Here is a 22708-nt window from a genome sequence, read left to right on the forward strand (position 1 = left end):
TGCGGTATCAAGATGGTATGGCCGTGGTTCAGGGGAGGTAGCAATGATCAGATCAGGATGGCAGCGTCGCGGGGTTCTGGCGGGGCTCGCCGCCCTGCCGGCAGTGGCGCGGGCGCAGACGACGGCGCGGGGGCCCGTGCAGGCCAATTGGCCGTCGCTGGTGGCGAACTACCGCTACCCCGACTGGTTTCGGGACGCCAAGTTTGGGATCTGGTCGCACTGGGGGCCGCAATCGGTGCCCGAGCAGGGCGACTGGTACGGGCGGCATATGTACATCCAGGGCCACCCCGCCTCGGACTTCCATCGCAAGGCCTATGGCCACCCCGCCGATGTCGGCTTCATGGAGGTCCAGAATCGCTGGACGGCGGCGAACTGGGACCCGGAAGCGCTGATGCAGCGCTATGTGAAGGCGGGCGCGAAATATTTCGTGTCGCTCGCCTGCCATCACGACAATCTGGACTGCTACGACAGCGCTTACCATCCGTGGAACAGTCTGCGCGTCGGGCCGAAGCGCGACGTGGTCGGCACCTGGGAGAAGGTGGCGCGCGCGCACGGCCTGCGCTTCGGCGTGTCCAACCATGCGGCGCATGCCTGGCACTGGTTCCAGACCGCCTATGGCTATGATCCCGAGGACGCGCGCAAGGGCGAGCGCTACGACGCCTTCCGCCTGACCAAGGCAGACGGCGCGGGCACATGGTGGGAGGGGCTCGATCCGCAGCTGCTCTACACCGGCAAGCACATTGTCGCGCCCGACGGCATCGACACGATGCAGGCGATGGGGAAGTGGCACGAGAATAACGATGGCCAGTGGGTCGAGCACGGCCCGGCCGGCGACGCCGCCTATGCGACGCGCTGGCTGCAGCGTCAGGTCGACCTGGTGAGCAAGTACCAGCCCGATCTCTGCTATTTCGACGATTACGAGCTGCCCTTCGGCCCCATCGGGCTGGCCGCGGCGGCCGATTACTACAACCGCTCGATCGCGAAGCACGGCAAGATCGACGTGGTGCTCAATGCCAAGCAGCTCAAGCCCTATGCGCGCTTCGGGCTGGTGCAGGATGTCGAGCGCGGCTTTGCCGACCGGCTGTGGGACGAGCCCTGGCAGACCGACACCTGCCTGGGCGACTGGTTCTACAAGCGCAGCCTCTACACCGAAAAGCGCTACAAGTCGGCGAACGACGTGCTCCAGCGGCTGGCCGACGTGATCTCGAAGAACGGCAACCTGCTGCTCTCGGTGCCCCAGCGCGGCGACGGGTCGATCGATTCGGAGGAAGAGCGCATCCTCGACGATCTCGGTGCCTGGATGGCGGTGAATGGCGAGGCGGTGTTCGGCACCCGGCCGTGGCGCGTCTATGGCGAGGGGCCGACCCAGCTCGCCGCGGGCATGCAGAACGAGGACGGCTTCAAGGGCTTCACCGAGCGGGACGTGCGCTTCACCACCAAGGGCGACACGCTGTACCTGTTCTTCCTCAAGGCGCCGAGCGCGCCGGTGACGGTGCAGGCGCTGGGGTTGAAGGCGGGCCGGGTGGCGCGGGCGCGGCTGCTGGGCGGTGGCGACGTGGCCTTCCGTCAGTCGCAGGCGGGGCTGACCGTGACGCTGCCCAAGGGCCTGGGCACGGTGCCGGTGGTGCGGATCGACGGGTTGCGGCGGGCATAAAGGCCGGCTCCTCCCACCAATCGTCATCCCGGCGGAAGCCGGGATCCATTGGGGTCTCCGTTTTGGCTCCTGCTGCGCCGTACAGGCGAATGGATCCCGGCTTTCGCCGGGATGACGTTGTTTGGATATGTCTCGAAAAAGCCTCGCCAGCGACGGTGCCCGTGCGGGCAAATTCTTCTGTCAGAAGGGGAAAATGGTGCTGCCGGCGAGGATTGAACTCGCGACCTCAGCCTTACCAAGGATGCGCTCTACCACTGAGCTACGGCAGCACTGTTTTCCAACCGCGGCGACCAGCGCCGTGCGGGAGGGGCCTATTTGCTTGGAGACCCGTGATTGTCAACCCGCATCCTGCCGGTTTATCGCTTTTCGCATGAAGGATGTGGATAAGCAGGCCCGACTGGCCGAAAAACTTCGCGAAAACCTGCGGCGGCGGAAGGCCCAGGCGCGCGGGGTGAAGGCGGAAGCGGCCGGGCAGGGGACGGAAGCGCCCCCCGAATCGGCGGACTGAACGATCCTCCCCGGCTCGGGGAGGATCTTTACCTCACCCGATCGGCGCGCACTTGGCTTCGAGCCACGCCCGCTCGGCGCTCTCCAACTGCGGGCCGACGATCGTGAGCACCTCGGCATGGTAGGCATCGAGCCAGGCGCGCTCCTCGGGGCTGAGCAGCTCGGGCAGGATCAGGCTGCGCTCGATCGGCGCGAAGGTGAGGGTCTCGAATGCCAGCATCGGCTTGTCGCCGCCGGGGATCGTCCGCTCGACGATATGGACGAGATTCTCGATACGGATGCCGTATTCGCCGGCCTTGTAGTAACCCGGCTCGTTCGAGAGGAACATGCCCGCCCGCAGCGGCTCCAGCGCCTGGCCGCCCGGATAGGAGGGCGGGGCGATCCGCTGCGGCCCCTCGTGCACCGAAAGATAGGCGCCGACGCCGTGGCCGGTGCCATGGGCGAAGTCGAGCCCCGCTTCCCACAGAGGGCGCCGCGCGAAGCCGTCGATCTGCGCGCCGGTCGTACCGTCGGGGAAGATCGCGGTGGCGATGGCGATATGGCCCTTGAGCACGCGGGTGAAGCGGTCCTTCATCTCGTGGCTGGCGTCGCCCACCGGCATCACGCGGGTGACGTCGGTGGTGCCGTCGCCATATTGCCCGCCCGAATCGATCAGGAACAGCTGGCCGCGCTCGATCGGCAGGCTCGATTCGTCGGTGACCTTGTAGTGCGGGATCGCGCCGTTGGGACCGGTGGCGGAGATGGTGTCGAACGACAGGTCCTTGAGCCGGCCGGTCGCCTCGCGGAACGCGCGCAGCTTGTCGGCGGCGGACATTTCGGTGAGGCCGCCCTGCGGCGCGGTTTCCTCGAACCATTTGAGGAAGCGGCTCAGTGCTGCGCCGTCGCGTGCCTGCGCGGCCTTGTGCCCGGCGACCTCGGCGGGGTTCTTGATCGCCTTGGCGAGGATGACGGGATCGCGCAGCGCGACCACGGTGGCGCCGCCGGCTTCCAGGCCGTCGAATATCGCCGCGACGGCCGTGCCCGGATCGGCGACGACGCGCTTGCCCGCGAAGCCGCCGAGCGCAGGCGCGAACGCCGCGCGGTCCTGGATCCGCACCGCGTTGCCGAGATGCTGGCGCACCGCGTCGGTGACCTTCTCCGGCGCGACGAACAGGTCGGCGGTGCCGTCGGCATGGATCACCGTATAGGCGAGCGCGACCGGCGTGTGAGTGACGTCGTCGCCGCGGACGTTGAAGGTCCAGGCGATCGAATCGAGCGCGGCGATCACCACCGCGTCGGCATTGCGCGCCTGGAGCCAGTCGGCGATCTCGGCGCGCTTGGCGGCGGAGGACTTGCCCGCCAGCGCCTCGTCGAGCACCGCGAGCGGCGCGTCGGACGGGCTCGGCTGGTCGGCCCAGACGGCATCGATCGGGTTGCGGCGGACGGGGACGAGCGTCGCGCCCTTCTCGGCCAGCGCCTTGCGCGCTTCTTCCACCCAGGCGCGGGTGTGCAGCCAGGGATCATAGCCGATGCGGCCGCCGTTCGGAGCATGCGCGCCCAGCCAGTCGGCGACGCTGGTCGCCGGCACGCCGACATAGTCCCACTGCTCGGCCGAGACCTGCTGGCGGACCTGCAGGGTATAGCGCCCGTCGGTGAAGATCGCCGCTTCCTGCGGCAGCACTACCGCGGTGCCAGCGGAGCCCTGGAAGCCGGTGAGCCAGGCGAGCCGCTGGGCATAGGCACCGACATATTCGGACATGTGCTCGTCGGTGAGCGGCACGACGAAGCCGTCGAGCGCGTCCTGCGCGAGTTGCGCGCGCAGCGCGTTCAGACGGTCGGCATAGCTGGACATACGCATACTTCCTGCATCTTCGGTGGCGGCGCGGAGCGCGTCGCGGGAATGGCCGGTTTCTGGCCGATGCAGGCAGCTTTGGAAAGGGGCGGGACCGGGCCCGCCCCTGCGATCCTTCAGCGGCGGACGCGCACATAGGTGCAGCGGTTCTTCGCGGTGATCGTGCGGTCGATCGCGCGGCCGCCCAGCGCACCGGCGACACCACCGGCCGCGGCGCCGAGCAGGCCGCCGCCGACCACCGACGGACCGGCCAGCGCACCGGCGACGCCGCCCGCGATCAGACCGGCTTCGCCCTTCGACTTGCGGCACTTCTTCACATAGCGATAGTTGCGGCTGGACTTGGACTTGCCTTCGTAGCGCGACTGGGCGCTGGCGACCCCGATCGGCATCGCGACCGGCATGGCCAGGGCAAAGGCGGCGAGCGCGGCGATTGTCTTACGCATATTCGGACCCCATCTTTCGGTTCGTGTTCGATGCGTATCAATGTGTCATGCCGCATTTCGGTTGCATGAACCCGCAACGATCGGGGCAAATCCGATGATGTCGGGAGGCTCCCGAGCGCGCGGCGCGGCGGCGGCGATCGCGGTGGAGGCGCTGCTGGCGGCGCTGCTGTTCGCCGGCCTGCGGGCGCAGACCGTGATCCGCACCGATCCGGATGCGAACCTGCTGAGCTTCGACGTGCCGCCACCCCCGCCGCCGCCCGCCCCCGAGCCGGCCAAGCGGCGCGCGGCGCCCGAGGCCGAGGGCGCCTCGGCGCCGCCCAACCGAGTCTCCAAGGCGACCGAGGTGGTCGCACCGCCGCCGCCGGTCGTCCTCCAGCCACCGCCGCTGGTGACCGCGCCCAAGCCTGCCACGGCCAGCGATTCGTCCTCCGGCGCGGCGCCGGTGGCGGGGCCGGGAACCGGTGCAGGCGGCGAGGGCGACGGCACCGGCAGCGGCGGGCGCGGCAATGGGCCGGGCGGCGGGGGCGGGGTACCGCTGCGCTGGATCGGCGGCGGGATCACCGATGCCGACTATCCCCGCGCTGCGCTGAACGCCGGGGCGAGCGGCACGGTGGGGCTGCGCTTCGTGGTGGGCGTAAACGGGCGCGTCTCGAGCTGCACCGTCACGCGGAGCAGCGGCAATCGCGACCTCGACGAGACAACCTGCAAGCTGATCCGCAAGCGCTTCCGCTACGTGCCGAGCAAGGATGCGGCGGGGCGGCCCTATGCCGACACCGTGACCGGCGAGCATCGCTGGGATCTGTACGAGCGGCCGGATGGGGAGTGAATCAAGTCGCTACTCCCCTGCCTACTCTTCCCCCTCCCGCAAGCGGGAGGGGTGCGAAAGAGCCGCTGACGTCTTGTCAGCCTACCCCTTCACCAGCGCATCGATCGCCGCCGCCAGTTGCAGGTCCCTTGTCGACAGCCCGCCCGCGTCATGCGTGGTCAGCAGGATGTCGACCCGGTTCCACACGTTCGACCATTCGGGATGGTGATCCGCCTTCTCGGCGATGAGCGCGACGCGGGTCATGAACGCAAAAGCTTCGGTGAAATCGGCGAACAGGAAGCGGCGAGTGATCGCGTCGCGCCCCCGTTCGTAGTTCCAGGCGGGCAGGGCCGCGAGCGATTCCTCGCGCAGGCCGTCGGTCAGTCGCGCTACCATAGATCCCCTCCTTGCTCGTTCTCTGCCGCTCCGCCTATGCATTCGGCCATGCCGGAGCAAGCGCCAACCTTCGCCCCCGATGCGGCCCTGATCGAGCGCCTCGCCCGCGCCGCGCTGGCCCGCATTCCCGCGCCCTTCCAGGTGCATCTCGCCGACGTGGTGTTGCTGGTCGAGGAGTTCGCCGACGAAGAGACGCTCGACGCGCTCGGCATCGACGATCCCTTTGCGCTCAGCGGCCTCTATCACGGCCGGCCGATCGGCGAGAAATCGGCGTTCGATTCGGGCGGGTTGCCCGATCGCATCCACCTCTATCGCCGCGCGATCCTCGACGAATGGGTGGAGACCGGCGAATCGCTCGAGCGGCTGGTCCACCACGTCGTGATCCACGAGGTCGGCCATCATTTTGGCCTGTCCGACGAGGCCATGCACGCGCTCGAAGACGCCGCAGATTGAACCCGGGCCTCGCCTTTGACGCCGTGACCTGCCTGCGCGGGGGGCGGATCCTGTTCGAGGGGCTTTCCTTCGCGCTGGCGCCCGGCGACGCTGGCTTGGTGCTCGGACCCAATGGCGTTGGCAAGTCCAGCCTGGTCCGCATCGCCGCCGGGCTCCTCGCGCCGCTGGGCGGGCGGGTGACGGGAGAAGGCACGCGGGCGCTGCTCAGCGAAACCGCGGCGCTGGATGCCGAGCGGACGCTGGCGGGTGCGCTCGGCTTCTGGGCGGGGCTCGACGGGCGGGGGGAGGCCGTCGGCGATGCGCTGGAGGCGGTGGGGCTGGCGGACCTCGCCGATGTGCCGGTGCGGCTGCTCTCGACCGGCCAGCGGCGGCGCGCGGGGTTCGCGCGGGTGCTGGCCAGCGGCGCGCCGATATGGCTGCTCGACGAGCCGGGCAACGGGCTCGATACCGTCTCGCTGGCGATGCTGGAGGCGCGGATCGCCGCGCACCGCGCCGGCGGCGGCATCGTGCTGGTCGCGACGCACCAGCCGATCGCGCTGCCGGACGCGCAGGAGATCGCGCTGTGATCGCGCTGGTCTGGCGAGAGTTGCGGCGGGCGTGGAGCAGCGGCGGGCTGGTGCTGCCGATCGCCTTCTTCCTGCTGGTCGCGATCCTGTTTCCCTTCGCGATAGGCCCCGACGGACGGCTGCTCGCGCGGATCGGCGGCGGGGTGATCTGGGCGGCGGCGCTGCTCGCGGCGCTGCTGCCGGTCGAGCGGCTGGTGACGCCCGATGCCGAGAGCGGGGTGCTCGATCAGCTGGTGGTGCGCGGCTATTCGGATGCCGGAATCGCTGCCGCCAAGATGCTGGGCCATTGGCTGGGTTTCGGCCCCGCACTGCTGGCGGCGACCTGCGTGGCGGCGGCACTGCTGCATGTGCCCGGCGCGGCGCTGGGGACGATCCTGCTGGGGCTCGCCATCGGCACGCCCGGGCTGGCGGCGCTGGGCGTGGCGACGGCGGCGCTGGTGGCGGGGTTGCGCGGCGCGGGTGCGCTGGCGGGGCTGGTGATGCTGCCCTTCGCGGTGCCGCTGCTGATCTTCGGTGCGGGTGCCACCGGCGGCGAGCCCGGCGCGATCAAGCTGCTGGCGGCGATCAGCCTGGTGCTGGTGGCCGGCTGCCCCTTCGTCGCCGGTGCGGCGATGCGGATGGGCCGGGGGTAGGCAAGGGACAATCCTCCCCCGCCAGGGGGAGGTGGCGCCGAAGGCGACGGAGGGGGAGGTACGCACCCAACCATCGGCGTGCTTCCTCCCCCTCCGTCAGGCTGCACCTGACACCTCCCCCTGGCGGGGGAGGATTAAACGTCAGTTCCCTTCCGGACCCGTATAGCTGGTCAGCTCGTCGCCGAGCAGCGTGACCACGTGCAGCACGTTGGTCGATCCCGGCGTCTTGAACGGCACGCCGGCGCAGACGATCACGCGGTCGCCCGCCTTGGCGAGGCCGTGGCGCAGCGCCATGCGCTTGGCCTTGGCGACCATCTCCTCGAACGAGTCGACGTCGCGCGTCTGCACGGCATGGGTGCCCCAGAGCAGCCCCAGCCGGCGCGCGGTGTCGCGTTCCGGGGTCAGCACCAGGATCGGCACCAGCGGCCGCTCGCGGGCGATGCGGCGCGCGGTCGAGCCCGAGGTGGTGAAGCAGATGATCGCCGAGGCCGAGACCGTCGCCGCGATGTTCTTCGCCGCTTCGGCCAGCGCGTCGGCGGTCGTCGGATCGGGCTTGGTGACGGTGAAGTGGACGCGGTCGCCATGCGCCGGATCGCGCTCCACCGCATCGGCGATCGAGTTCATCATCGACACCGACTCGATCGGCCACTTGCCCGCGGCGCTCTCGGCCGAGAGCATGATCGCGTCGGCACCGTCATACACCGCCGTCGCCACGTCCGACACTTCGGCGCGGGTGGGCGAGGGGCTCTCGATCATCGATTCGAGCATCTGCGTCGCGACGATCACCGGGCGGCCCAGGCGGCGGGCCGATTCGACGATGCGCTTCTGCAGCGGCGGCACGGTCTGCGGCGGCAGCTCGACGCCGAGATCGCCGCGGGCGACCATCACGCCGTCGCACTGCTCCAGGATTTCCTCGAGCCGCGCGATGGCCGAGGGCTTCTCGATCTTGGCGAGCAGCGCGGCCTTGCCGCCGATAAGGCGGCGCGCTTCCATCAGATCCTCGGGGCGCTGGACGAAGCTGAGCGCGATCCAGTCGGCGCCCTGCTCGACCGCGAAGCTGAGGTCGCTGCGGTCCTTCTCGGTGAGCGCGGCGAGCGGCAGCACCATGTCGGGCACGTTGAGGCCCTTGTTGTTGGAAAGCGGACCGCCGACCTCGACGATTGTGGTCAGCCGGTCGGGTGCCACGTCGGTCACGCGCAGCACCAGCTTGCCGTCGTCGAGCAGCAGGCGGGCATCGGGGTGCGCCGCCTCGAAGATCTCGCGGTGGGGCAGTTCGACGCGGGTGGCGTCGCCCGGGGTGGGGTCGCGGTCGAGCGTGAACTGGTGGCCGGTGACCAGCATCACCTTGCCCTCGGCGAACTTGCCGACGCGCAGCTTCGGACCCTGCAGGTCGGCGAGGATCGTGGTCGGGCGGCCGGTGGTCGCCTCCATGCCGCGGATCGCCTCGAACAGCGGGATCTTCGAGGCCTGGTCGCCATGGCTCATGTTGATGCGGAACGCATCGGCGCCGGCGCGGAACAGCTTCTCGATCATTTCGGGCGACGCGCTGGCCGGTCCCAATGTTGCCAGGACGCGCACCTTGCGCGAGCGGGGGGAGATCGCCTGTGTCATCGTTGTCTTCCTCGGCTTGTGCGTGCCCGCCTCTAGCCCCAAATGCGTTAACATCAACTGCGGAGGTGCCAAATGGATGAACTAGATCGCCTGGACGACGCAACAGCGGCCAAGGCGTTCCGCCGGCTGGTGCGCCATCTGCGCCACCGCCACGATGCCCAGAACATTGATCTGATGGGGCTTTCGGGCTTTTGCCGGAACTGCCTGGGCGACTGGATCCACGAGGCGGACCCGAGCATCGCCAAGGCCGATGCGCGCCGAATCGTCTATGGGATGGAGCAATCCGCGTGGAAGGCGAAGTATCAGGGCGAGGCCACGCCCGAGCAACTGGCGCGAATGGAAGAGAGCCTGAAGAAGAACGAAGGCCGCGACGCCGAGCTCGACGAGGCGCTTGACGAGAGCTTTCCGGCCAGTGATCCTCCCAGCATGACCGATCCCCACGCCTGAGTTGGGCCTGCACGGGGGGCGCGACAGGGGGAGACGGGAATTGAAGATGTTGTTGTTGGCCGCCCTGGCATGTTCGGCGGCGGTTCCCGCGCTCGCCCAGACCTCTCCCAAGGAAACCTATGTCCAGGCGGGGCGGTTGCTCGACCGTCCCGGCCAGACACCGCGCGGCGCCAGCACCCTGATCCTGCGCGACGGCAAGGTCGTCGAGGTCCGCGACGGCTTCGTCGCGCCCGAGACGGGCGCGACCCTGGTCGACCTGCGCGACAAGTTCGTGCTGCCGGGGCTGATCGACCTGCACGTCCACCTCTTCTCCGAAGGCGATCCGGTGAAGGAGCGGATGAGCGCGCTCACCGAGGACGAAGCCGACGAATTCGTCATCGGCATCGAGGATGCGCGGCGCGACCTGGAGGCGGGCTTCACCACCGTCCGTGATCTCGGCAGTAACCCCCGCGCGATCCGGGCGCTGCGCGACGCGGTCGAGCGCGGCGCGATCGCGGGACCGCGAATCGTCAATGCCGGGCGGATGATCTCGGTCTCGGGCGGGCATGGCGACGGCACCAACGGGCTGGCCGAGGCATTCGCCGACACGGTCGCCCACCGCCAGATCAACACCTGCGACGGCGCCGACGATTGCCGCCGCGCGGTGCGCCAGCAGATCGGGCTGGGCGCCCAGGTGATCAAGTTCGCGGCGACCGGCGGCGTACTGTCCAACGTTGCGGGCGGCCTCGGCAAGCAGATGTCCGACGAGGAGATGAAGGCGGTCGTCGAGACGGCGCATGCCTTTGGCCGCCGCGTCGCGGTCCACGCCCATGCGGCGGAGGGCGTGCGCGGCGCAGTGGAGGCGGGGGCCGATTCGATCGAGCATGGCAGCTTCCTCGACGATGCGACGATCGCCGCGATGAAGGCGCACGGCACCTGGCTGGTGCCGACGATGATCGCCCCGGTCACCGCGCTCGCCAATGCCCGCGCCGGCAAGCTGCCGCCGGCGACGATCCCCAAGGCCGAGGCGGCTGCCGCTGCTGCGGCAGCAAGCCATGCCAGGGCGATCAAGGCAGGGGTGAAGGTCGCCTTCGGCACCGATACCGGCGTGTCGCGCCACGGCGAGAATGCCAGGGAGTTCGCGCTGCTCGTCCGCGCAGGGCTCACCCCGGCGGGGGCGATTCGCGCGGCGACGCTCGATGCGGCCGATGCGCTGGGTCGCAAGGACCAGCTGGGCTCGCTCGAACCCGGCAAGGCGGCGGACCTGATCGCGGTATCGGGGGATCCGCTGCAGGACGTGACCGTGCTGGAGCATGTCGACACGGTGGTGCGCGCCGGGGTGGTCCACAAGCTGGGCGGCAAGCGCCAGGTCTTCCCGCAGGACTGAGGTTGAGCGAAAGCGCGGGCTGGCGTACAGGGCCCGCCTGATTCCGTATCCTTTCGGACGAAGTGGCCGGCGCGACCCTCGCGCGGCGCGTTCGCCCGATCCCATGCTTCAGGAGCTAGAACACCCATGTCCGACAATATTTCCGCCGAGCAGCTCCGCCTCCTGATCGAGCGTGTCGAGCGTCTCGAAGAGGAGAAGAAGGGCATCGCCGACGACATCAAGGACGTCTATGCCGAAGCCAAGTCGACCGGCTTCGACGTCAAGACGATGCGCACCATCGTCCGCCTGCGGAAGATGGAAAAGCATCACCGCGAAGAGGCCGAGATGCTGCTCGAAACCTACAAGCAGGCGCTGGGCATCTAAGTCCGCCGCGATGGCGCTCGCCGGGCTTCCGCGCTAAGGCGAGCGCTTCCACCTTCTCCAGACCGCAGGCAGTTCGGGTTCACCATGGCAGGCCATTCCAAATTCAAGAACATCATGCACCGCAAGGGCGCGCAGGATAAGAAGCGCTCGGCGATGTTCTCCAAGCTCAGCCGCGAAATCACCGTGGCGGCAAAGATGGGTCTGCCGGACCCGGACATGAACCCCCGCCTGCGCGCCGCGATCAACGCCGCCAAGGCGCAGTCGATGCCCAAGGACAATATCCAGCGCGCGATCGACAAGGCGAGCAAGGGCGAGGGCGATAACTACGAAGAAATCCGCTACGAGGGCTTCGGCCCGGCGGGCGTCTCGCTGATCATCGAGGCGCTGACCGACAACCGCAACCGCACCGCGACCAACGTGCGCACCGCGGTCTCGAAGAACGGCGGCAACCTGGGCACGGCCGGCTCGGTGAGCCATGGCTTCGACCGCCTGGGCCTGATCTCCTATCCGGCGAGCGCCGGCGATGCCGAGAAGGTGTTCGAGGCGGCGCTGGAAGCGGGTGCCGAGGACGTCACCAGCAGCGAGGACGGCCACGAGATCTGGACCGGCCAGGGCGACCTGCACGAAGTCGCCAAGGCGCTGGAGCCGGTGCTCGGCGAGTCCGAGGGCGCCAAGCTCGCCTGGCGGCCGCAGACGATGGTGACGGTGGGCGCCGACGACGCGGCGACTTTGTTCAAGCTGCTCGACGCGCTGGACGACGACGACGACGTCCAGACCGTGTGGGGGAATTACGAGATTCCCGACGAGGTGATGGAGAAGCTGGGTTGATCTTCCCGCTCCTCCCCGAAACGGGGAGGAGGACCGCCGCGAAGCGGTGGTGGAGGGGGGCTTCCCCAAGGGACTCGCTGGTGGAGAACCTTCCTAGCGAACCCTTTCAAATTTACCGTCATTCCCGCGAAGGCGGGAATCCATTTGCCTGTACGATTCAAGAAAGATCCGCGATGGCACGGGCAATGGATCCCCGCCTTCGCGGGGATGACGAGCGGAGTCGGCAGGCGCGACACCCCTCCCCTGAAGGGGAGGGGCTTAAGCGATGATCATCCTCGGTCTCGATCCCGGGCTCGGCACCACCGGCTGGGGCCTCATCCGCGCCGAGGGCAACCGGCTGAGCCATCTCGGCCACGGCAAGCTCGTCACCGACACCAAGGCAACCCTGCCGCGCCGCCTCGCCCATCTCGATGCGATGCTCGCCGCGCTGATTACCGATCACGCGCCGGAGGCGGCCGCCGTCGAGGAAGTGTTCGTCAATTCCAACGCGCAATCGACGCTCAAGCTCGGCCAGGCGCGCGGGGTCGTGCTGTGCGCCGCCGCGCGGGTCGGCATCGACGTCGGCGAATATAAGCCGAGCACGGTCAAGAAGTCCGTGGTTGGCGTGGGCAATGCCGACAAGGACCAGGTCCATGCGATGGTCTCGCGGCTCTTGCCGGGGGTGAAGATCGTCGGCGCCGATGCCGCCGACGCGCTCGCGGTGGCGATCTGCCATGCGCATCATCTGGCGAGCGCGCGGTTCGGGGTTCGGTAGGGCTGCGGCCTTCCTGCAACTTCGTCCTCCCGGCAAAATCGGGATCCAGACGCCTCTTGCCACCAGCGAGAGCCGGCACGGAGACCCCAATGGATCCCGGCTTTCGCCGGGATGACGACTTGGTGGCTGTGCATGCCAGCAAACAAAAAGGCCGGAGCGTCGCCGCCCCGGCCTCTTCTAAAACCCATCCGCAAAGCGGATCAGTATACCCGCTTCTTCGGCTTGATATACTCGATCGCGTCGGTGAGCGTGTAGTCGTGGACCGGGCGGTAATCGAGCTCGGTCTTGCCGCCCTTGCCGCCCCAGCCGTCGAACGTCGCGATGGTGTGCTTCATCCAGCCGGCGTCGTCGCGCTCGGGGAAGTCCTCGTGCATGTGGGCGCCGCGGCTTTCCTTGCGATTGATCGCGCTGCGGATCGTCACCATCGCCTGGCCCATCAGATTGTCGAGCTCGAGCGTCTCGACGAGATCGGTGTTCCAGATCAGCGAGCGATCGCTGACATGGACGTCCTGCAGGCCCGCATAGACCTGGTCCATGTGCGCCACGCCTTCGGCCATCAGCTCCTCGGTGCGGAACACGGCGCAGTGGCGCTGCATCGTCTTCTGCATGTCGGCGCGCAGCTGCGAGGTGCGGGTGCCGCCATTGGCGTTGCGGAAATGGTCGAGGCGACCCAGCGCCAGCGCTTCCGAATCCTTCGGCAGCGGGTGGTGCGGGGTGTTCGGCTTGAGGATGTCGACGATCCGCTTGCCGGTCGCGCGGCCGAATACCACGAGGTCGATCAGCGAGTTGGAGCCGAGGCGGTTGGCGCCGTGCACCGACACGCAGGCCGCTTCGCCGACCGCGAAAAGGCCGGGGACCACCGCATCCGGGTTGCCGTCCTTCAGATGGACGACTTCGCCGTGATAGTTGGTCGGGATGCCGCCCATATTATAGTGGACGGTCGGGACCACCGGCAGCGGCTGGCGGGTGAGATCGACGCCGGCGAAGACCTTGCCGGTCTCGGTGATGCCGGGCAGGCGCTCGTGCAGGATCTTGGGATCGATATGGTTCAGGTGAAGGTAGATATGGTCCTTCTCCTTGCCAACGCCGCGGCCTTCGCGGATCTCCATCGCCATCGAGCGCGACACGACGTCGCGGCTGGCGAGATCCTTGGCGGACGGCGCATAACGCTCCATGAAGCGCTCACCCTCGGAGTTGGTGAGATAGCCACCTTCGCCGCGTGCACCCTCGGTGATCAGCACGCCGGCGCCGTAGATGCCGGTGGGGTGGAACTGCACGAATTCCATGTCCTGCAGCGGCAGGCCGGCGCGCAGCACCATCGCATTGCCGTCACCGGTGCAGGTGTGCGCCGAAGTGGCCGACTGGTAGACACGGCCATAGCCGCCGGTCGCCAGCACCACCGCATGGCTGCGGAAGCGGTGGATCGAGCCGTCTTCCATGCACAGCGCGATCACGCCGCGGCACTCGCCATTTTCCATGATCAGGTCGAGCGCGAAATATTCGATGAAGAAGTCCGCGTCGTACTTCAGGCTCTGCTGGTACAGCGTGTGCAGCATCGCATGGCCGGTACGGTCCGCCGCGGCGCAGGTGCGCTGCGCGGGGGGGCCTTCGCCCATGTTCTGCATCATGCCGCCGAACGGGCGCTGGTAGATCTTGCCCTCTTCCGTACGGCTGAACGGCATGCCGGCATGTTCGAGCTCGTACACCGCGGCCGGGGCCTCGCGGGTGAGATACTCGATCGCGTCCTGGTCGCCGAGCCAGTCGGAGCCCTTGACGGTGTCGTACATGTGCCAGGTCCAGTGGTCCGGACCCATGTTGCCGAGGCTGGCGGCGATGCCGCCCTGCGCGGCGACCGTGTGGCTGCGTGTCGGGAACACCTTGGTGATGCAGGCGGTCTTGAGTCCCGACTGCGCCACTTCCATCACCGCGCGGAGGCCCGAGCCGCCCGCGCCGACGACGACGGTGTCATAGATATGGTCGATGATCTTGTAGGCGGCGGGCATCAGGCAGCCACTCCAACGGAGGTGAAGGCGATCTTCAGGATGGCGAAGATCGCGAGCACGCGGACGGTGATCGTGAAATATTCGAGCAGGACGATCAGCACGAAGCGCGTCTCGTTGTGCTGATAGTCCTCGATCACGACCTGCAGGCCGTGACGGAAGTGGAAGGTGACGCTGAGCACCAGGAGGATCAGCGGCACGGCGACCAGCGGCTGGCCGATCCAGGCGACCATCGTCGCATAGTCATAGGCAGGCAGCAGGGCGATCGAGACGATCAGCCACAGCACCAGCAGCAGGTTCGATCCCGCCGAAACCTTGTGCTTCCACCATTCGCCCGCGCCTTCATGCGCCGAGCCGAGGCCGCGGACGCGACCGAGCTGGGTTCCGTTACCCATTCGCCTTCTCCAGAAGCACGACCCAGAAGATCGCGGTGGCGAGGATGCTGACCGCGAAGGTCGTCAGCGCGCTGCGCTTGTTGCCCCGCAGCTCGAAATTCGCGCCGGCATCGAGGAACAGATGGCGCACGCCCGAGGCCATGTGCTGGAAGAAGGACAGGCTCATCCCGATCCCGACGATATAGCCGAGGATGTTGAGCTTGCCGTTCGACAGCGTGAATACGTCGAGGAACGTCGCATAGGCATCCGGGCCATAGGCGAGCGCGACCAGCCACCAGACGAACAGGCCGGTACCCACGGTCGCCATGCCGGAGCCGGTGGCGCGGTGGAGGATAGAGACCGCCATGTGCGGTCCCCAGGTATAGATGCCGAGATGCGGCGACAGCGGTCGTGCCGTGTTGCGGACGTTGGCCAACGATAAATCCTTTCGGTCGACGCGGGCTTCCTTAATCCCGCCAGACGAGGATGCAAGACGGATTGCCCTTAGGTTCAGCCGGGCGGTGGGCGCAAGATGGTGCGGATCGGCCATTGCACACCCGCTCCTAACCGGCTCTTAACCAATGAAGCGACATAGCTTGGCTCGATGCGGCCGAAGCCCGGCCGCCGACCGGGGATGAGACGTAGGTGAGCGATTCGGTTTCCACCCAGGCGCTGGCGGCGGCCGGCACGATGAGCGCGCGGATCGACGTGGCGGCGCGGCTGCATGTGTTCGATTTCGAAGGTTCGCTCCAGCAATCGAGTCGCGAATGCTGGGAGGTGCTGGAGCCGGAGATCGAGGCGGTTTCCGCCGCCTATTGGCACCAATGGGTCCGCTGCTTCCCCGAGGAGCGCGACTGGGCGCCGTCGGACACCGCCAAGATGATCGACGTGGGCGTGGTCTTCCTGCGCAGCCGCTTCCTCGAAACCACGGCGAAGGGCTGGATCGAATCGATCGAGCGTTCGGTCGCCGCGGCCTATGAAAAGGGCGTGCCGCCGATGGCACTGCTCTCGATGATCAGCGCGAGCGACCGCGCGGCGCTGGAAGTGCTGATCCGCCGGGTGGGCGGCGCCGATCCGCGGCTGCCGGTGCTGGTCGACACACTGATGCGCCTCTCGGCGCTCGAAGCGGACGTCACCGTCGAGATCTACAACATGTATCGCGAACATGCCGCGCAGGTGGCGCGCGACCGGCTTGCCACCGAATTCCACACCTCGATCGGCGCGACCGTCGAGCAGGCGTCGCGCGGCGGCGAGGCGCTGCGCGGGCAGGCGGTGCACACCTCCGCCTCGGCGCGGGGCATGCTGGGCAAGGCGAGCGAGGTCGCGGCGGCGGCTGAACAGTCGGCGGTGGCGATGCGCGAGGCGGCGATGACCGCGGCGGGCCTGATCCGCGCGATCGAGGATGCGCGTACCGAGGTCGAGGCGGCGGCGGCGATCGCCACCCGCGCGAGCGGCCAGGCCACCGACGCGGTGGGGATGAGCGAGATGCTTTCCGACCATGCCAAGTCGATCGAGTCGATCCTCGGCTTGATCCGCGACATTGCCGGGCAGACCAACCTGCTCGCGCTGAATGCCACGATCGAGGCGGCGCGGGCAGGCGATGCGGGCCGTGGCTTCGCGGTGGTGGCGCAGGAAGTGAAGAGCCTCGCCAGCCAGACCGCGCGGGCGACCGACGATATCGCTGCGAAGATCGCCGCGATCCAGTCGGCCACGCGCTCGACGGTGGAGACCAATGCCTCGATCCGCGCGACCGTGTCCGAAGTGCAGGAAAGCGCCAATCGCATCCGCAGCGCGATGGAAGTGCAGGCGCAGACCGTCACGGCGATCACCGCGGCGGTGGACGAGACCGCTCTGGCGGCCGATTCGATGTCGGCGACGATCAGTGCGATCCGCGCCGATACCGAGGCGGTCGCCTCCGAGATCGATCGGGTCGGCCAGGGATTTGCGACGCTCGACGAACAGCTCGGCGCGCTGAAGGGCAGCGCGGGCGAGTTCGTTGCCAAGGTCGCGGCGTAATGGACGCTGCAATGGCGGTCGGCCGCAAGCCCGGCCAGTGGAGCGGCGGCGTCCGCGGGTTCGACGACTGGTGCCGCGACTATGACTGGGACGGCACGTTGGTCGCCGCCTGTGGCGAAGTCGCAGACCTGCTCGATCCTGCCTGGGAAGGAATCGCACGGCGGTGCCAGCAGCACGTGCTCGGCACGCAGGCCGGCCAGCGGATGCGCGGCAGGATCGATACCGAAGGCTATGTCAGCGATGGCGTCGCGTTCCTGCGGACTCGCTACCGCCAGCCGCTGGGCGCGCAATGGGCGGAGATCATCTGCGCCTATGCGCAGGACAGTTATGCGCATGGCGTCCCGCTGCCCGTGCTGTTCGGCCATTTCGCCTATGCCCATAGCCACACGATCGCGGCACTGCAGGCGGTGCTGGGCGACGACATGGCCCGGTTTGCGCGGCTGTGCGACGCGATCCAGCGCATCGGCATGGCCGAAGTCGACCTGATGACCAGCCATCTCGGTGCGCGCGATGCCGAGTCGGTGCACGACGAGCGCCGCGCCCGCTCCGACCAGTTCCGCGCGAGCATCGCCGAATCGATCGAAGGCGCGACGATGCTCGGCAATCGCATCCGCGTGCAGGCGCAGGGGGCCTCCAGCGCGGCGCGCGGCATGCTCGGCAAGGCGAGCGAAGTCGCGGCGGCGGCCGAACAGTCCGCCGTGGCGATGCGCGAGGCGGCGATGACCGCAGCGGGCCTGATCCGCGCGATCGAGGACGCGCGCACCGAAGTGGAGGCGGCGGCGGGCATCGCCACCCGCGCGAGCGGCCAGGCCACCGACGCGGTGGGGATGAGCGAGATGCTCTCCGACCATGCCAAGTCGATCGAATCGATCCTCGGCCTGATCCGCGACATCGCGGGGCAGACCAACCTGCTCGCCCTCAACGCGACGATCGAGGCGGCGCGGGCGGGGGATGCGGGCCGTGGCTTCGCGGTGGTGGCGCAGGAAGTGAAGAGCCTCGCCAGCCAGACCGCGCGGGCGACCGACGACATCGCCGCCAAGATCGCCGCGATCCAGGCGGCGACGCGCTCTACGGTGGAAACCAATGCCTCGATCCGGGCGACCGTGTCCGAAGTGCAGGAAAGCGCCAACCGCATCCGCACCGCGATGGAGGTCCAGGCGCAGACCGTCACCGCGATCACCGCCGCGGTCGACGAGACCGCGCTGGCAGCCGATTCGATGTCGGCCACGATCGGTGCGATCCGCGAGGACACCAAGAGCGTCACCAGCGAGATCGACACGCTCCAGCACGACGTGACCGAGGTGGACGACCGGCTCAACCAGCTGCGCGCGGCGGCGGAGGACTTCTCGGCCGCGGTGGAGGCTTGATCTGGAGCAACGCCCCCGCGGGTTGATCCGCGGCTGCTAGCCGTGCATCGCTGGCCGGATGTCCCGTGTCTTTCCCTGTGCCGCGCTCCTGTTGCTCGTCAGTGTCTTTCCCGCGCGGGCGCAGCAGGAGGATGTCCAGGCCTGGGAGCAGCTCAACGTCGTGGTGCCCCTCGTCCCGCGCGTACGCCTGACGGTGGAGCAGATCGCGCGGACAGGGGACCGGCTGGGGGGACTCTACACCACCGAATATGGCGGGATCCTGGGCTGGCAGATGCGCGAGGGCGTCGAGCTCGGCATGGGATATCGCCGCGTCGGCTTCCACAACCGAAACCTGGCACCCGACGAGGATCGCCTGCGGCAGCATCTGGTGGTGACCAGCGGGCGCTTCGCCGGCCGGTTCCGGGTGGACGAGCGCTTCGTGACGCATGCGCGCGGCGTGGGGGTGCGGATCCGGCCATTGCTCCGCTACAATCTGCCCATCGGGCGTGACCGGCTCGCGCTGTTCGCCAGCCATGAAAGCATCGTGCTGGTGAATACGACGCGCTGGGGCCAGCGGGCGGGCTATGAGCGCATGCGCAACATTCTCGGCGTCGCGGTGCCGCTGGGCAGGGCGCTGAGTGCGGATATCGGCTATCTCAACCAGTATCGCCTCGCGCGGAACGGCGCACGGCCGCAGATGGACCATGCGCTGAGCGTCCAGCTGACGGTCAACCTCGGCGCACTGGGCGTGGCGGTGCTCCAGGACTGACCCCGCGTGCCGGGGTGACGCGCCCCCGCACCCGCGCTAGGGCGGTCCCCATGAAGACCCATATCCTCCTCACCGGCAGCAGCCGGGGTATCGGCGCGGCGACGGCGGCGCTGCTCGGCGACGACGCCCGCGTGACGCTGGTCGGCCAGGGCACGCGCAGCGGCATCCCCGCCGACTTTACCGATCCCGCCGCCCCGCAGGCGCTCTGGCAGCAGGCGCTCGATGCGCTGGATGGCCGGATCGACGTGCTGATCAACAATGCCGGCATCTTCGAGGCCAATCCGCTCGACGCAGCGCATGACGACTGGGTCGAAGGCTGGGAGCGCACGATGCGCGTCAACCTCACCGCCTCGGCCGAACTGTGCCGACTGGCGGTGCGCCACTGGCAGGAACGGAAGAGCGGCGGCCGCATCGTCAACGTTGCCAGCCGCGCCGCCTATCGCGGCGACAGCCCGGCGCACTGGCATTATGCCGCCTCCAAGGCGGGCATGGTCGGCATGACCAAGTCGATCGCGCGCGGCTATGCGGGCGAGGGCATCCTCGCCTTCGCGATCTGCCCCGGCTTCACCATGACCGGCATGGCCGAGGACTATCTGGCGAGCCGCGGCGGCGACAAGCTGCTGGCCGACATCCCGCTCGGCCGCGTCGCGAGCCCGGAGGAGATCGCCGCGATCGCCAAGTTCTGCGCGCTCGATGCACCGCCCTCGATGACCGGCGCGGTGCTCGACGCCAATGGAGCCAGCTATGTCCGCTGAGATCGACAGCTGGAAGGTCAGCCTGCCCTGCACCCGCGCCGAGGCCGAGGCGATCGATGCGGGCACGATCGAGATCGACGCGGTGCTGATGACCACCGAGACGGTGGAGGACGATGTCGAGCATTGGCGGCTCGACGCCTATCTGGAGCACGAGCCCGATGCCGCCATGCTCGCGGCATTGAAGGCGCTGGTGCCGAGCGCGGCGGGCATCGAGCCCGAGGTCGAGGCGCTGACCGCGCAGGACTGGGTGACGCTGAGCCAGGAAGGGTTGGAGCCGATCCGCGAAGGCCGTTTCGTCGTCCATACCAGTGCGCATCCGGTCGAGGCACCGGAGGGCGGCCGCGCCTTCCTGATCGACGCGGGCCGAGCGTTCGGCACCGGGCACCATGCGACCACCTCGGGCTGCCTGGCGATGCTCGACGGGCTTTCGGACCGGCAGTTCGCCAACATCATCGACGTCGGCACCGGCACGGGGCTGCTCGCCTTCGCCGGCGCGCATCTCTGGCCTGAGGCCAAGGTGATGGCGACCGACATCGATCCCGCCGCGGTCGACGTGACCCGCGAGAATGCGGTGGCGAACGGAATCGCGGGCGTCGACCTGGTGGTGGCCGATGGCGCGCTGTCCGATGCGATCACGGCACAGGCCCCCTACGATCTCGTCATCGCCAACATCCTGGCGGGGCCACTGGTCTCGATGGCGCCCGAGCTCGCCGCCATCGCCGCGCCCAATGCGACGATCGTGCTGGCCGGCCTGCTCGAGACGCAGCGCGCGCAGGTTGTGGAAGCCTTCGAGGCGTGCGGCTGCACGCTGCAGGCGATCGACCGCCGCGGCGACTGGACGATCCTGCGGCTCGCCGCCGGGGCGACACGCTACGTGCCGGTCACCCCGCCCGATCCCAAGGGCCGCGACGGCTGGGCGCTGGATATTTGATCCACTCGCCACCCCACGTCCGTCATTCCGGTGAAAGCCGGAATCCATTAGCGCTCCGTTGCCGAAGGAGCCGAGCCGGCCTGGCAAATGGATCCCGGCTTCCGCCAGGATGACGGCCTGACTGGGGGTGCCGAGCCTCAGTCCCGGTGCTGGCTGACGTAGCGGACGATGTCCTCGGGCGTGCGGAACAGCGCGTCGGGGGACATGCCGGTCAGCAGATCCTCGGCGGCATAGCCCCACAGCACGGACCCTGCCCGCATCCCGACTTCGCGCGCCGCATCGACGTCGCGGGTTTCGTCGCCGATCGCCAGCGCGGCATGGGGCTGGACGCCCATCTTGCGCAGCACGCGGCGGAACTTGGGCGCCTTGCCGAACAGCGACGAACCGCAGGCATAATAGTGAATCTTGGCGGCGTGGCGGGGCCCCAGGATCTTGCGGGCATTCTCCTCCGAGTTGGAGGTGACCAGCGCCAGCTTCACGCCCATGTCGACCAGCCGATCGAGCAGATTGGGCGTGCCCGGGAACAGCTCGATCCGATGCGCCTCGCGGCTGACCAGCTTGCGGACATAGCGGGCGATCCACGGCATCTTCCACCGCGCGATACCGAGGAACTCGATCACCTCGCGCGAGCTCTTGCGGCGGAGCAGTTCCACCTCGTCCGGCGCGATCTTGCGGAAGCGGAAGCGTTCGGCGAGATCGTTGGCGACCGAGACGAACCAGTCGCCGCTGTCGGACAGCGTGCCGTCGAAATCGAAGATGACGAGGTCCAGCGGGCGGGTCGCCACGGCGCTCGTCTCAACCATGTCCGCTACCAGGTCCATGCATCCGGCACTCCGCCCCGTTGCCCAACTCTATCTGTACCGTACTGTGCTCGATCCGGAAATCATGCGCGAGCCGCTGCTGAAGATGAAGCAGAAATGCGTCACCTGGATGACCGGCGGGCATGACGAGATGGGCGGTCAGCGCCGTCTCGGTGGTGCTCATCGGCCAGACATGGAGATCATGGACGCGGGCAACGCCGGGCTGGGCGAGCAGCGCCTGCTCCACCGCGTCGAGGTCGATCCGGTCCGGTACCGCCTGCAGCGCCATGGTGAGCGATTCGCGCAGCAGCCCCCAGGTGCCGACCAGGATGACCACGACGACGACGAGGCTGATCGCCGGATCGATCCAGCGCAGGCCCGTCCACCAGATCAGCGCGCCGGCGACCACCACCGCGGCCGACACCGCGGCGTCGGCCGCCATATGAAGGTACGCGCCGCGAACGTTGATGTCATGGTCGCGCCCGCGGGCGAAGAGCAGCGCGGTGCCGAGGTTCACGAGGATGCCCGCGCCCGCCACCAGCATCACCGGGATCGGCGCCACGGCGGGCGGATCGGCGAAGCGCTGGATCGTCTCGAGCAGGATCGCGCCGATCGCGATCAGCAGCAGCAGCGCATTGGCGAGCGCGGCGAGAATCGACGAGGCGCCCAGGCCATAGGTGAAGCGCGGCGTCGCCGGGCGCTTGCCGAGCTCGGCGCCCACCCAGGCGATCAGCAGGCCGAGCACGTCGGAGAGATTGTGCCCGGCATCGGCCAGCAGCGCCATCGAATTGGTCCACAGCCCGGTGCCGCCCTCGATCACCACGAAGGCGATGTTGAGCGCGGTCCCGATCGCGAAGGCGCGGCCGAAATCGGCGGGGGCGTGGCTGTGGCCGAGCCCATGGGCATGCGCGTGGCCGTGGCCGTGCCCGTGTGCGTGGCCATGGTGATGGCCGTGTGCGTGATGTCCCGACATTTCGAGCGATCCTAGCGGGCGACATCCATGTGATGCTAGCCCATTGGGAAGAAAGCTCGATAGGGGTAGCAAGCGAGCCCGTGCTCCT

25 protein-coding genes and 1 tRNA gene are annotated in these 22708 nt (G+C 68.5%); 16 read left to right on the forward strand and 10 right to left on the reverse strand.

Features of this window, described 5'->3' with window-relative positions:
* The first annotated feature begins 43 nt into the window (after positions 1 to 43).
* Positions 44 to 1654 carry an alpha-L-fucosidase gene (locus tag GGR89_RS03345; protein ID WP_125977522.1) on the forward strand — a complete coding sequence of 537 codons (1611 nt, stop codon included), beginning with the start codon at positions 44 to 46 and terminating at the stop codon, positions 1652 to 1654.
* A gap of 194 nt (positions 1655 to 1848) precedes the next feature.
* On the opposite strand, the gene GGR89_RS03350 is transcribed toward GGR89_RS03345, so the two are convergent.
* Positions 1849 to 1923: transfer RNA gene (locus GGR89_RS03350), tRNA-Thr, on the reverse strand.
* 101 nt (positions 1924 to 2024) lie between these two features.
* Here GGR89_RS03350 and GGR89_RS03355 point away from each other — a divergent pair.
* Positions 2025 to 2162 (forward strand): hypothetical protein, encoded by a 138-nt coding sequence (locus GGR89_RS03355; protein ID WP_164521799.1) that lies wholly within the window; start codon positions 2025 to 2027, stop codon positions 2160 to 2162.
* 33 nt (positions 2163 to 2195) lie between these two features.
* Here the strand turns inward: GGR89_RS03355 and GGR89_RS03360 are convergent, their stop codons facing one another.
* On the reverse strand, positions 2196 to 3992 hold the full coding sequence (locus tag GGR89_RS03360; RefSeq protein WP_125977523.1) for an aminopeptidase P family protein: 1797 nt from the start codon (positions 3990 to 3992) through the stop codon (positions 2196 to 2198).
* A 116-nt stretch (positions 3993 to 4108) separates the two neighbouring features.
* A complete protein-coding gene (locus GGR89_RS03365; RefSeq protein WP_125977524.1) occupies positions 4109 to 4435 on the reverse strand; it encodes a hypothetical protein in 327 nt (108 codons plus the stop codon).
* Between the two features lie 94 nt (positions 4436 to 4529).
* Here GGR89_RS03365 and GGR89_RS03370 point away from each other — a divergent pair, with 94 nt between their 5' ends.
* A complete protein-coding gene (locus GGR89_RS03370; RefSeq protein ID WP_167712751.1) occupies positions 4530 to 5261 on the forward strand; it encodes an energy transducer TonB in 732 nt (243 codons plus the stop codon).
* 81 nt (positions 5262 to 5342) lie between these two features.
* On the opposite strand, the gene GGR89_RS03375 is transcribed toward GGR89_RS03370, so the two are convergent.
* Positions 5343 to 5636 carry a 4a-hydroxytetrahydrobiopterin dehydratase gene (locus GGR89_RS03375; protein ID WP_125978006.1) on the reverse strand — a complete coding sequence of 98 codons (294 nt, stop codon included), beginning with the start codon at positions 5634 to 5636 and terminating at the stop codon, positions 5343 to 5345.
* Between the two features lie 48 nt (positions 5637 to 5684).
* Between GGR89_RS03375 and GGR89_RS03380 the strand changes: the two genes are divergently transcribed.
* From GGR89_RS03380 to GGR89_RS03390, 3 genes are read left to right on the forward strand one after another with little or no spacing between them, the layout of a single operon-like run.
* Complete coding sequence (locus GGR89_RS03380; RefSeq protein ID WP_206431295.1) at positions 5685 to 6089, forward strand: metallopeptidase family protein; 405 nt, start codon at positions 5685 to 5687, stop codon at positions 6087 to 6089.
* Positions 6086 to 6655, forward strand: a complete 570-nt coding sequence (gene ccmA / locus GGR89_RS03385; protein ID WP_167712753.1) for a heme ABC exporter ATP-binding protein CcmA — start codon at positions 6086 to 6088, stop codon at positions 6653 to 6655. The genes GGR89_RS03380 and ccmA overlap by 4 nt, the downstream gene beginning before the upstream one ends.
* Positions 6652 to 7287, forward strand: coding sequence for a heme exporter protein CcmB (locus GGR89_RS03390; protein WP_125978012.1), 636 nt, complete (start codon positions 6652 to 6654; stop codon positions 7285 to 7287). The genes ccmA and GGR89_RS03390 overlap by 4 nt, the downstream gene beginning before the upstream one ends.
* 141 nt (positions 7288 to 7428) lie before the next feature.
* On the opposite strand, the gene pyk is transcribed toward GGR89_RS03390, so the two are convergent.
* Positions 7429 to 8898, reverse strand: coding sequence for a pyruvate kinase (gene pyk / locus GGR89_RS03395; protein ID WP_125978014.1), 1470 nt, complete (start codon positions 8896 to 8898; stop codon positions 7429 to 7431).
* A 72-nt stretch (positions 8899 to 8970) separates the two neighbouring features.
* Between pyk and GGR89_RS03400 the strand changes: the two genes are divergently transcribed.
* The 5 genes from GGR89_RS03400 (at position 8971) to ruvC (ending at position 12656) form a co-directional block, all read left to right on the forward strand.
* Positions 8971 to 9345, forward strand: a complete 375-nt coding sequence (locus GGR89_RS03400; RefSeq protein ID WP_125978016.1) for a DUF1244 domain-containing protein — start codon at positions 8971 to 8973, stop codon at positions 9343 to 9345.
* A 46-nt stretch (positions 9346 to 9391) separates the two neighbouring features.
* Positions 9392 to 10711 carry a metal-dependent hydrolase family protein gene (locus GGR89_RS03405; RefSeq protein WP_241213503.1) on the forward strand — a complete coding sequence of 440 codons (1320 nt, stop codon included), beginning with the start codon at positions 9392 to 9394 and terminating at the stop codon, positions 10709 to 10711.
* A gap of 126 nt (positions 10712 to 10837) precedes the next feature.
* On the forward strand, positions 10838 to 11074 hold the full coding sequence (locus GGR89_RS03410) for a DUF2312 domain-containing protein (RefSeq protein WP_010543233.1): 237 nt from the start codon (positions 10838 to 10840) through the stop codon (positions 11072 to 11074).
* Between the two features lie 84 nt (positions 11075 to 11158).
* Complete coding sequence (locus tag GGR89_RS03415; RefSeq protein ID WP_125978020.1) at positions 11159 to 11902, forward strand: YebC/PmpR family DNA-binding transcriptional regulator; 744 nt, start codon at positions 11159 to 11161, stop codon at positions 11900 to 11902.
* Positions 11903 to 12167: 265 nt separating this feature from the next.
* A complete protein-coding gene (gene ruvC / locus GGR89_RS03420) occupies positions 12168 to 12656 on the forward strand; it encodes a crossover junction endodeoxyribonuclease RuvC (RefSeq protein ID WP_125978022.1) in 489 nt (162 codons plus the stop codon).
* Positions 12657 to 12856: 200 nt separating this feature from the next.
* Here ruvC and sdhA read toward each other — a convergent pair whose 3' ends face one another.
* Genes sdhA through sdhC form a run of 3 tightly spaced genes read right to left on the reverse strand, consistent with a single transcriptional unit; the run spans position 12857 to position 15466 of the window.
* On the reverse strand, positions 12857 to 14659 hold the full coding sequence (gene sdhA / locus GGR89_RS03425) for a succinate dehydrogenase flavoprotein subunit (protein ID WP_125978024.1): 1803 nt from the start codon (positions 14657 to 14659) through the stop codon (positions 12857 to 12859).
* Entirely contained in the window at positions 14659 to 15051 is a 393-nt protein-coding gene (gene sdhD, locus GGR89_RS03430) for a succinate dehydrogenase, hydrophobic membrane anchor protein (RefSeq protein WP_125978026.1), read from the reverse strand. Before sdhD ends, sdhA begins: the two co-directional genes overlap by 1 nt.
* Positions 15044 to 15466, reverse strand: coding sequence for a succinate dehydrogenase, cytochrome b556 subunit (sdhC, locus tag GGR89_RS03435; RefSeq protein WP_125978028.1), 423 nt, complete (start codon positions 15464 to 15466; stop codon positions 15044 to 15046). The genes sdhD and sdhC overlap by 8 nt, the downstream gene beginning before the upstream one ends.
* 254 nt (positions 15467 to 15720) lie before the next feature.
* On the opposite strand from sdhC, the gene GGR89_RS22565 reads away from it, so the two are divergent.
* Genes GGR89_RS22565 through GGR89_RS03460 form a run of 5 tightly spaced genes read left to right on the forward strand, consistent with a single transcriptional unit; the run spans position 15721 to position 20847 of the window.
* A complete protein-coding gene (locus GGR89_RS22565) occupies positions 15721 to 17046 on the forward strand; it encodes a methyl-accepting chemotaxis protein (RefSeq protein ID WP_206431200.1) in 1326 nt (441 codons plus the stop codon).
* The gene (locus tag GGR89_RS22570; protein ID WP_125978030.1) at positions 17046 to 18413 is read left to right on the forward strand and encodes a methyl-accepting chemotaxis protein; all 1368 of its coding nucleotides are present in this window, start codon (positions 17046 to 17048) and stop codon (positions 18411 to 18413) included. Before GGR89_RS22565 ends, GGR89_RS22570 begins: the two co-directional genes overlap by 1 nt.
* A 58-nt stretch (positions 18414 to 18471) precedes the next feature.
* Positions 18472 to 19161, forward strand: coding sequence for a DUF2490 domain-containing protein (locus GGR89_RS03450; protein ID WP_125978032.1), 690 nt, complete (start codon positions 18472 to 18474; stop codon positions 19159 to 19161).
* A gap of 50 nt (positions 19162 to 19211) precedes the next feature.
* A complete protein-coding gene (locus tag GGR89_RS03455) occupies positions 19212 to 19916 on the forward strand; it encodes an SDR family NAD(P)-dependent oxidoreductase (protein WP_125978034.1) in 705 nt (234 codons plus the stop codon).
* Positions 19906 to 20847 (forward strand): 50S ribosomal protein L11 methyltransferase, encoded by a 942-nt coding sequence (locus GGR89_RS03460; RefSeq protein ID WP_125978036.1) that lies wholly within the window; start codon positions 19906 to 19908, stop codon positions 20845 to 20847. The genes GGR89_RS03455 and GGR89_RS03460 overlap by 11 nt, the downstream gene beginning before the upstream one ends.
* A 137-nt stretch (positions 20848 to 20984) precedes the next feature.
* On the opposite strand, the gene GGR89_RS03465 is transcribed toward GGR89_RS03460, so the two are convergent.
* Positions 20985 to 21668 (reverse strand): HAD hydrolase-like protein, encoded by a 684-nt coding sequence (locus tag GGR89_RS03465; protein ID WP_241213502.1) that lies wholly within the window; start codon positions 21666 to 21668, stop codon positions 20985 to 20987.
* A complete protein-coding gene (locus GGR89_RS03470; protein WP_167712755.1) occupies positions 21643 to 22620 on the reverse strand; it encodes a cation diffusion facilitator family transporter in 978 nt (325 codons plus the stop codon). Before GGR89_RS03470 ends, GGR89_RS03465 begins: the two co-directional genes overlap by 26 nt.
* Between the last annotated feature and the right edge of the window lie 88 nt (positions 22621 to 22708).

Origin of the sequence: Sphingomonas trueperi, assembly GCF_011927635.1 — a bacterium.
Classification (GTDB): Bacteria; Pseudomonadota; Alphaproteobacteria; order Sphingomonadales; family Sphingomonadaceae; genus Sphingomonas; species Sphingomonas trueperi.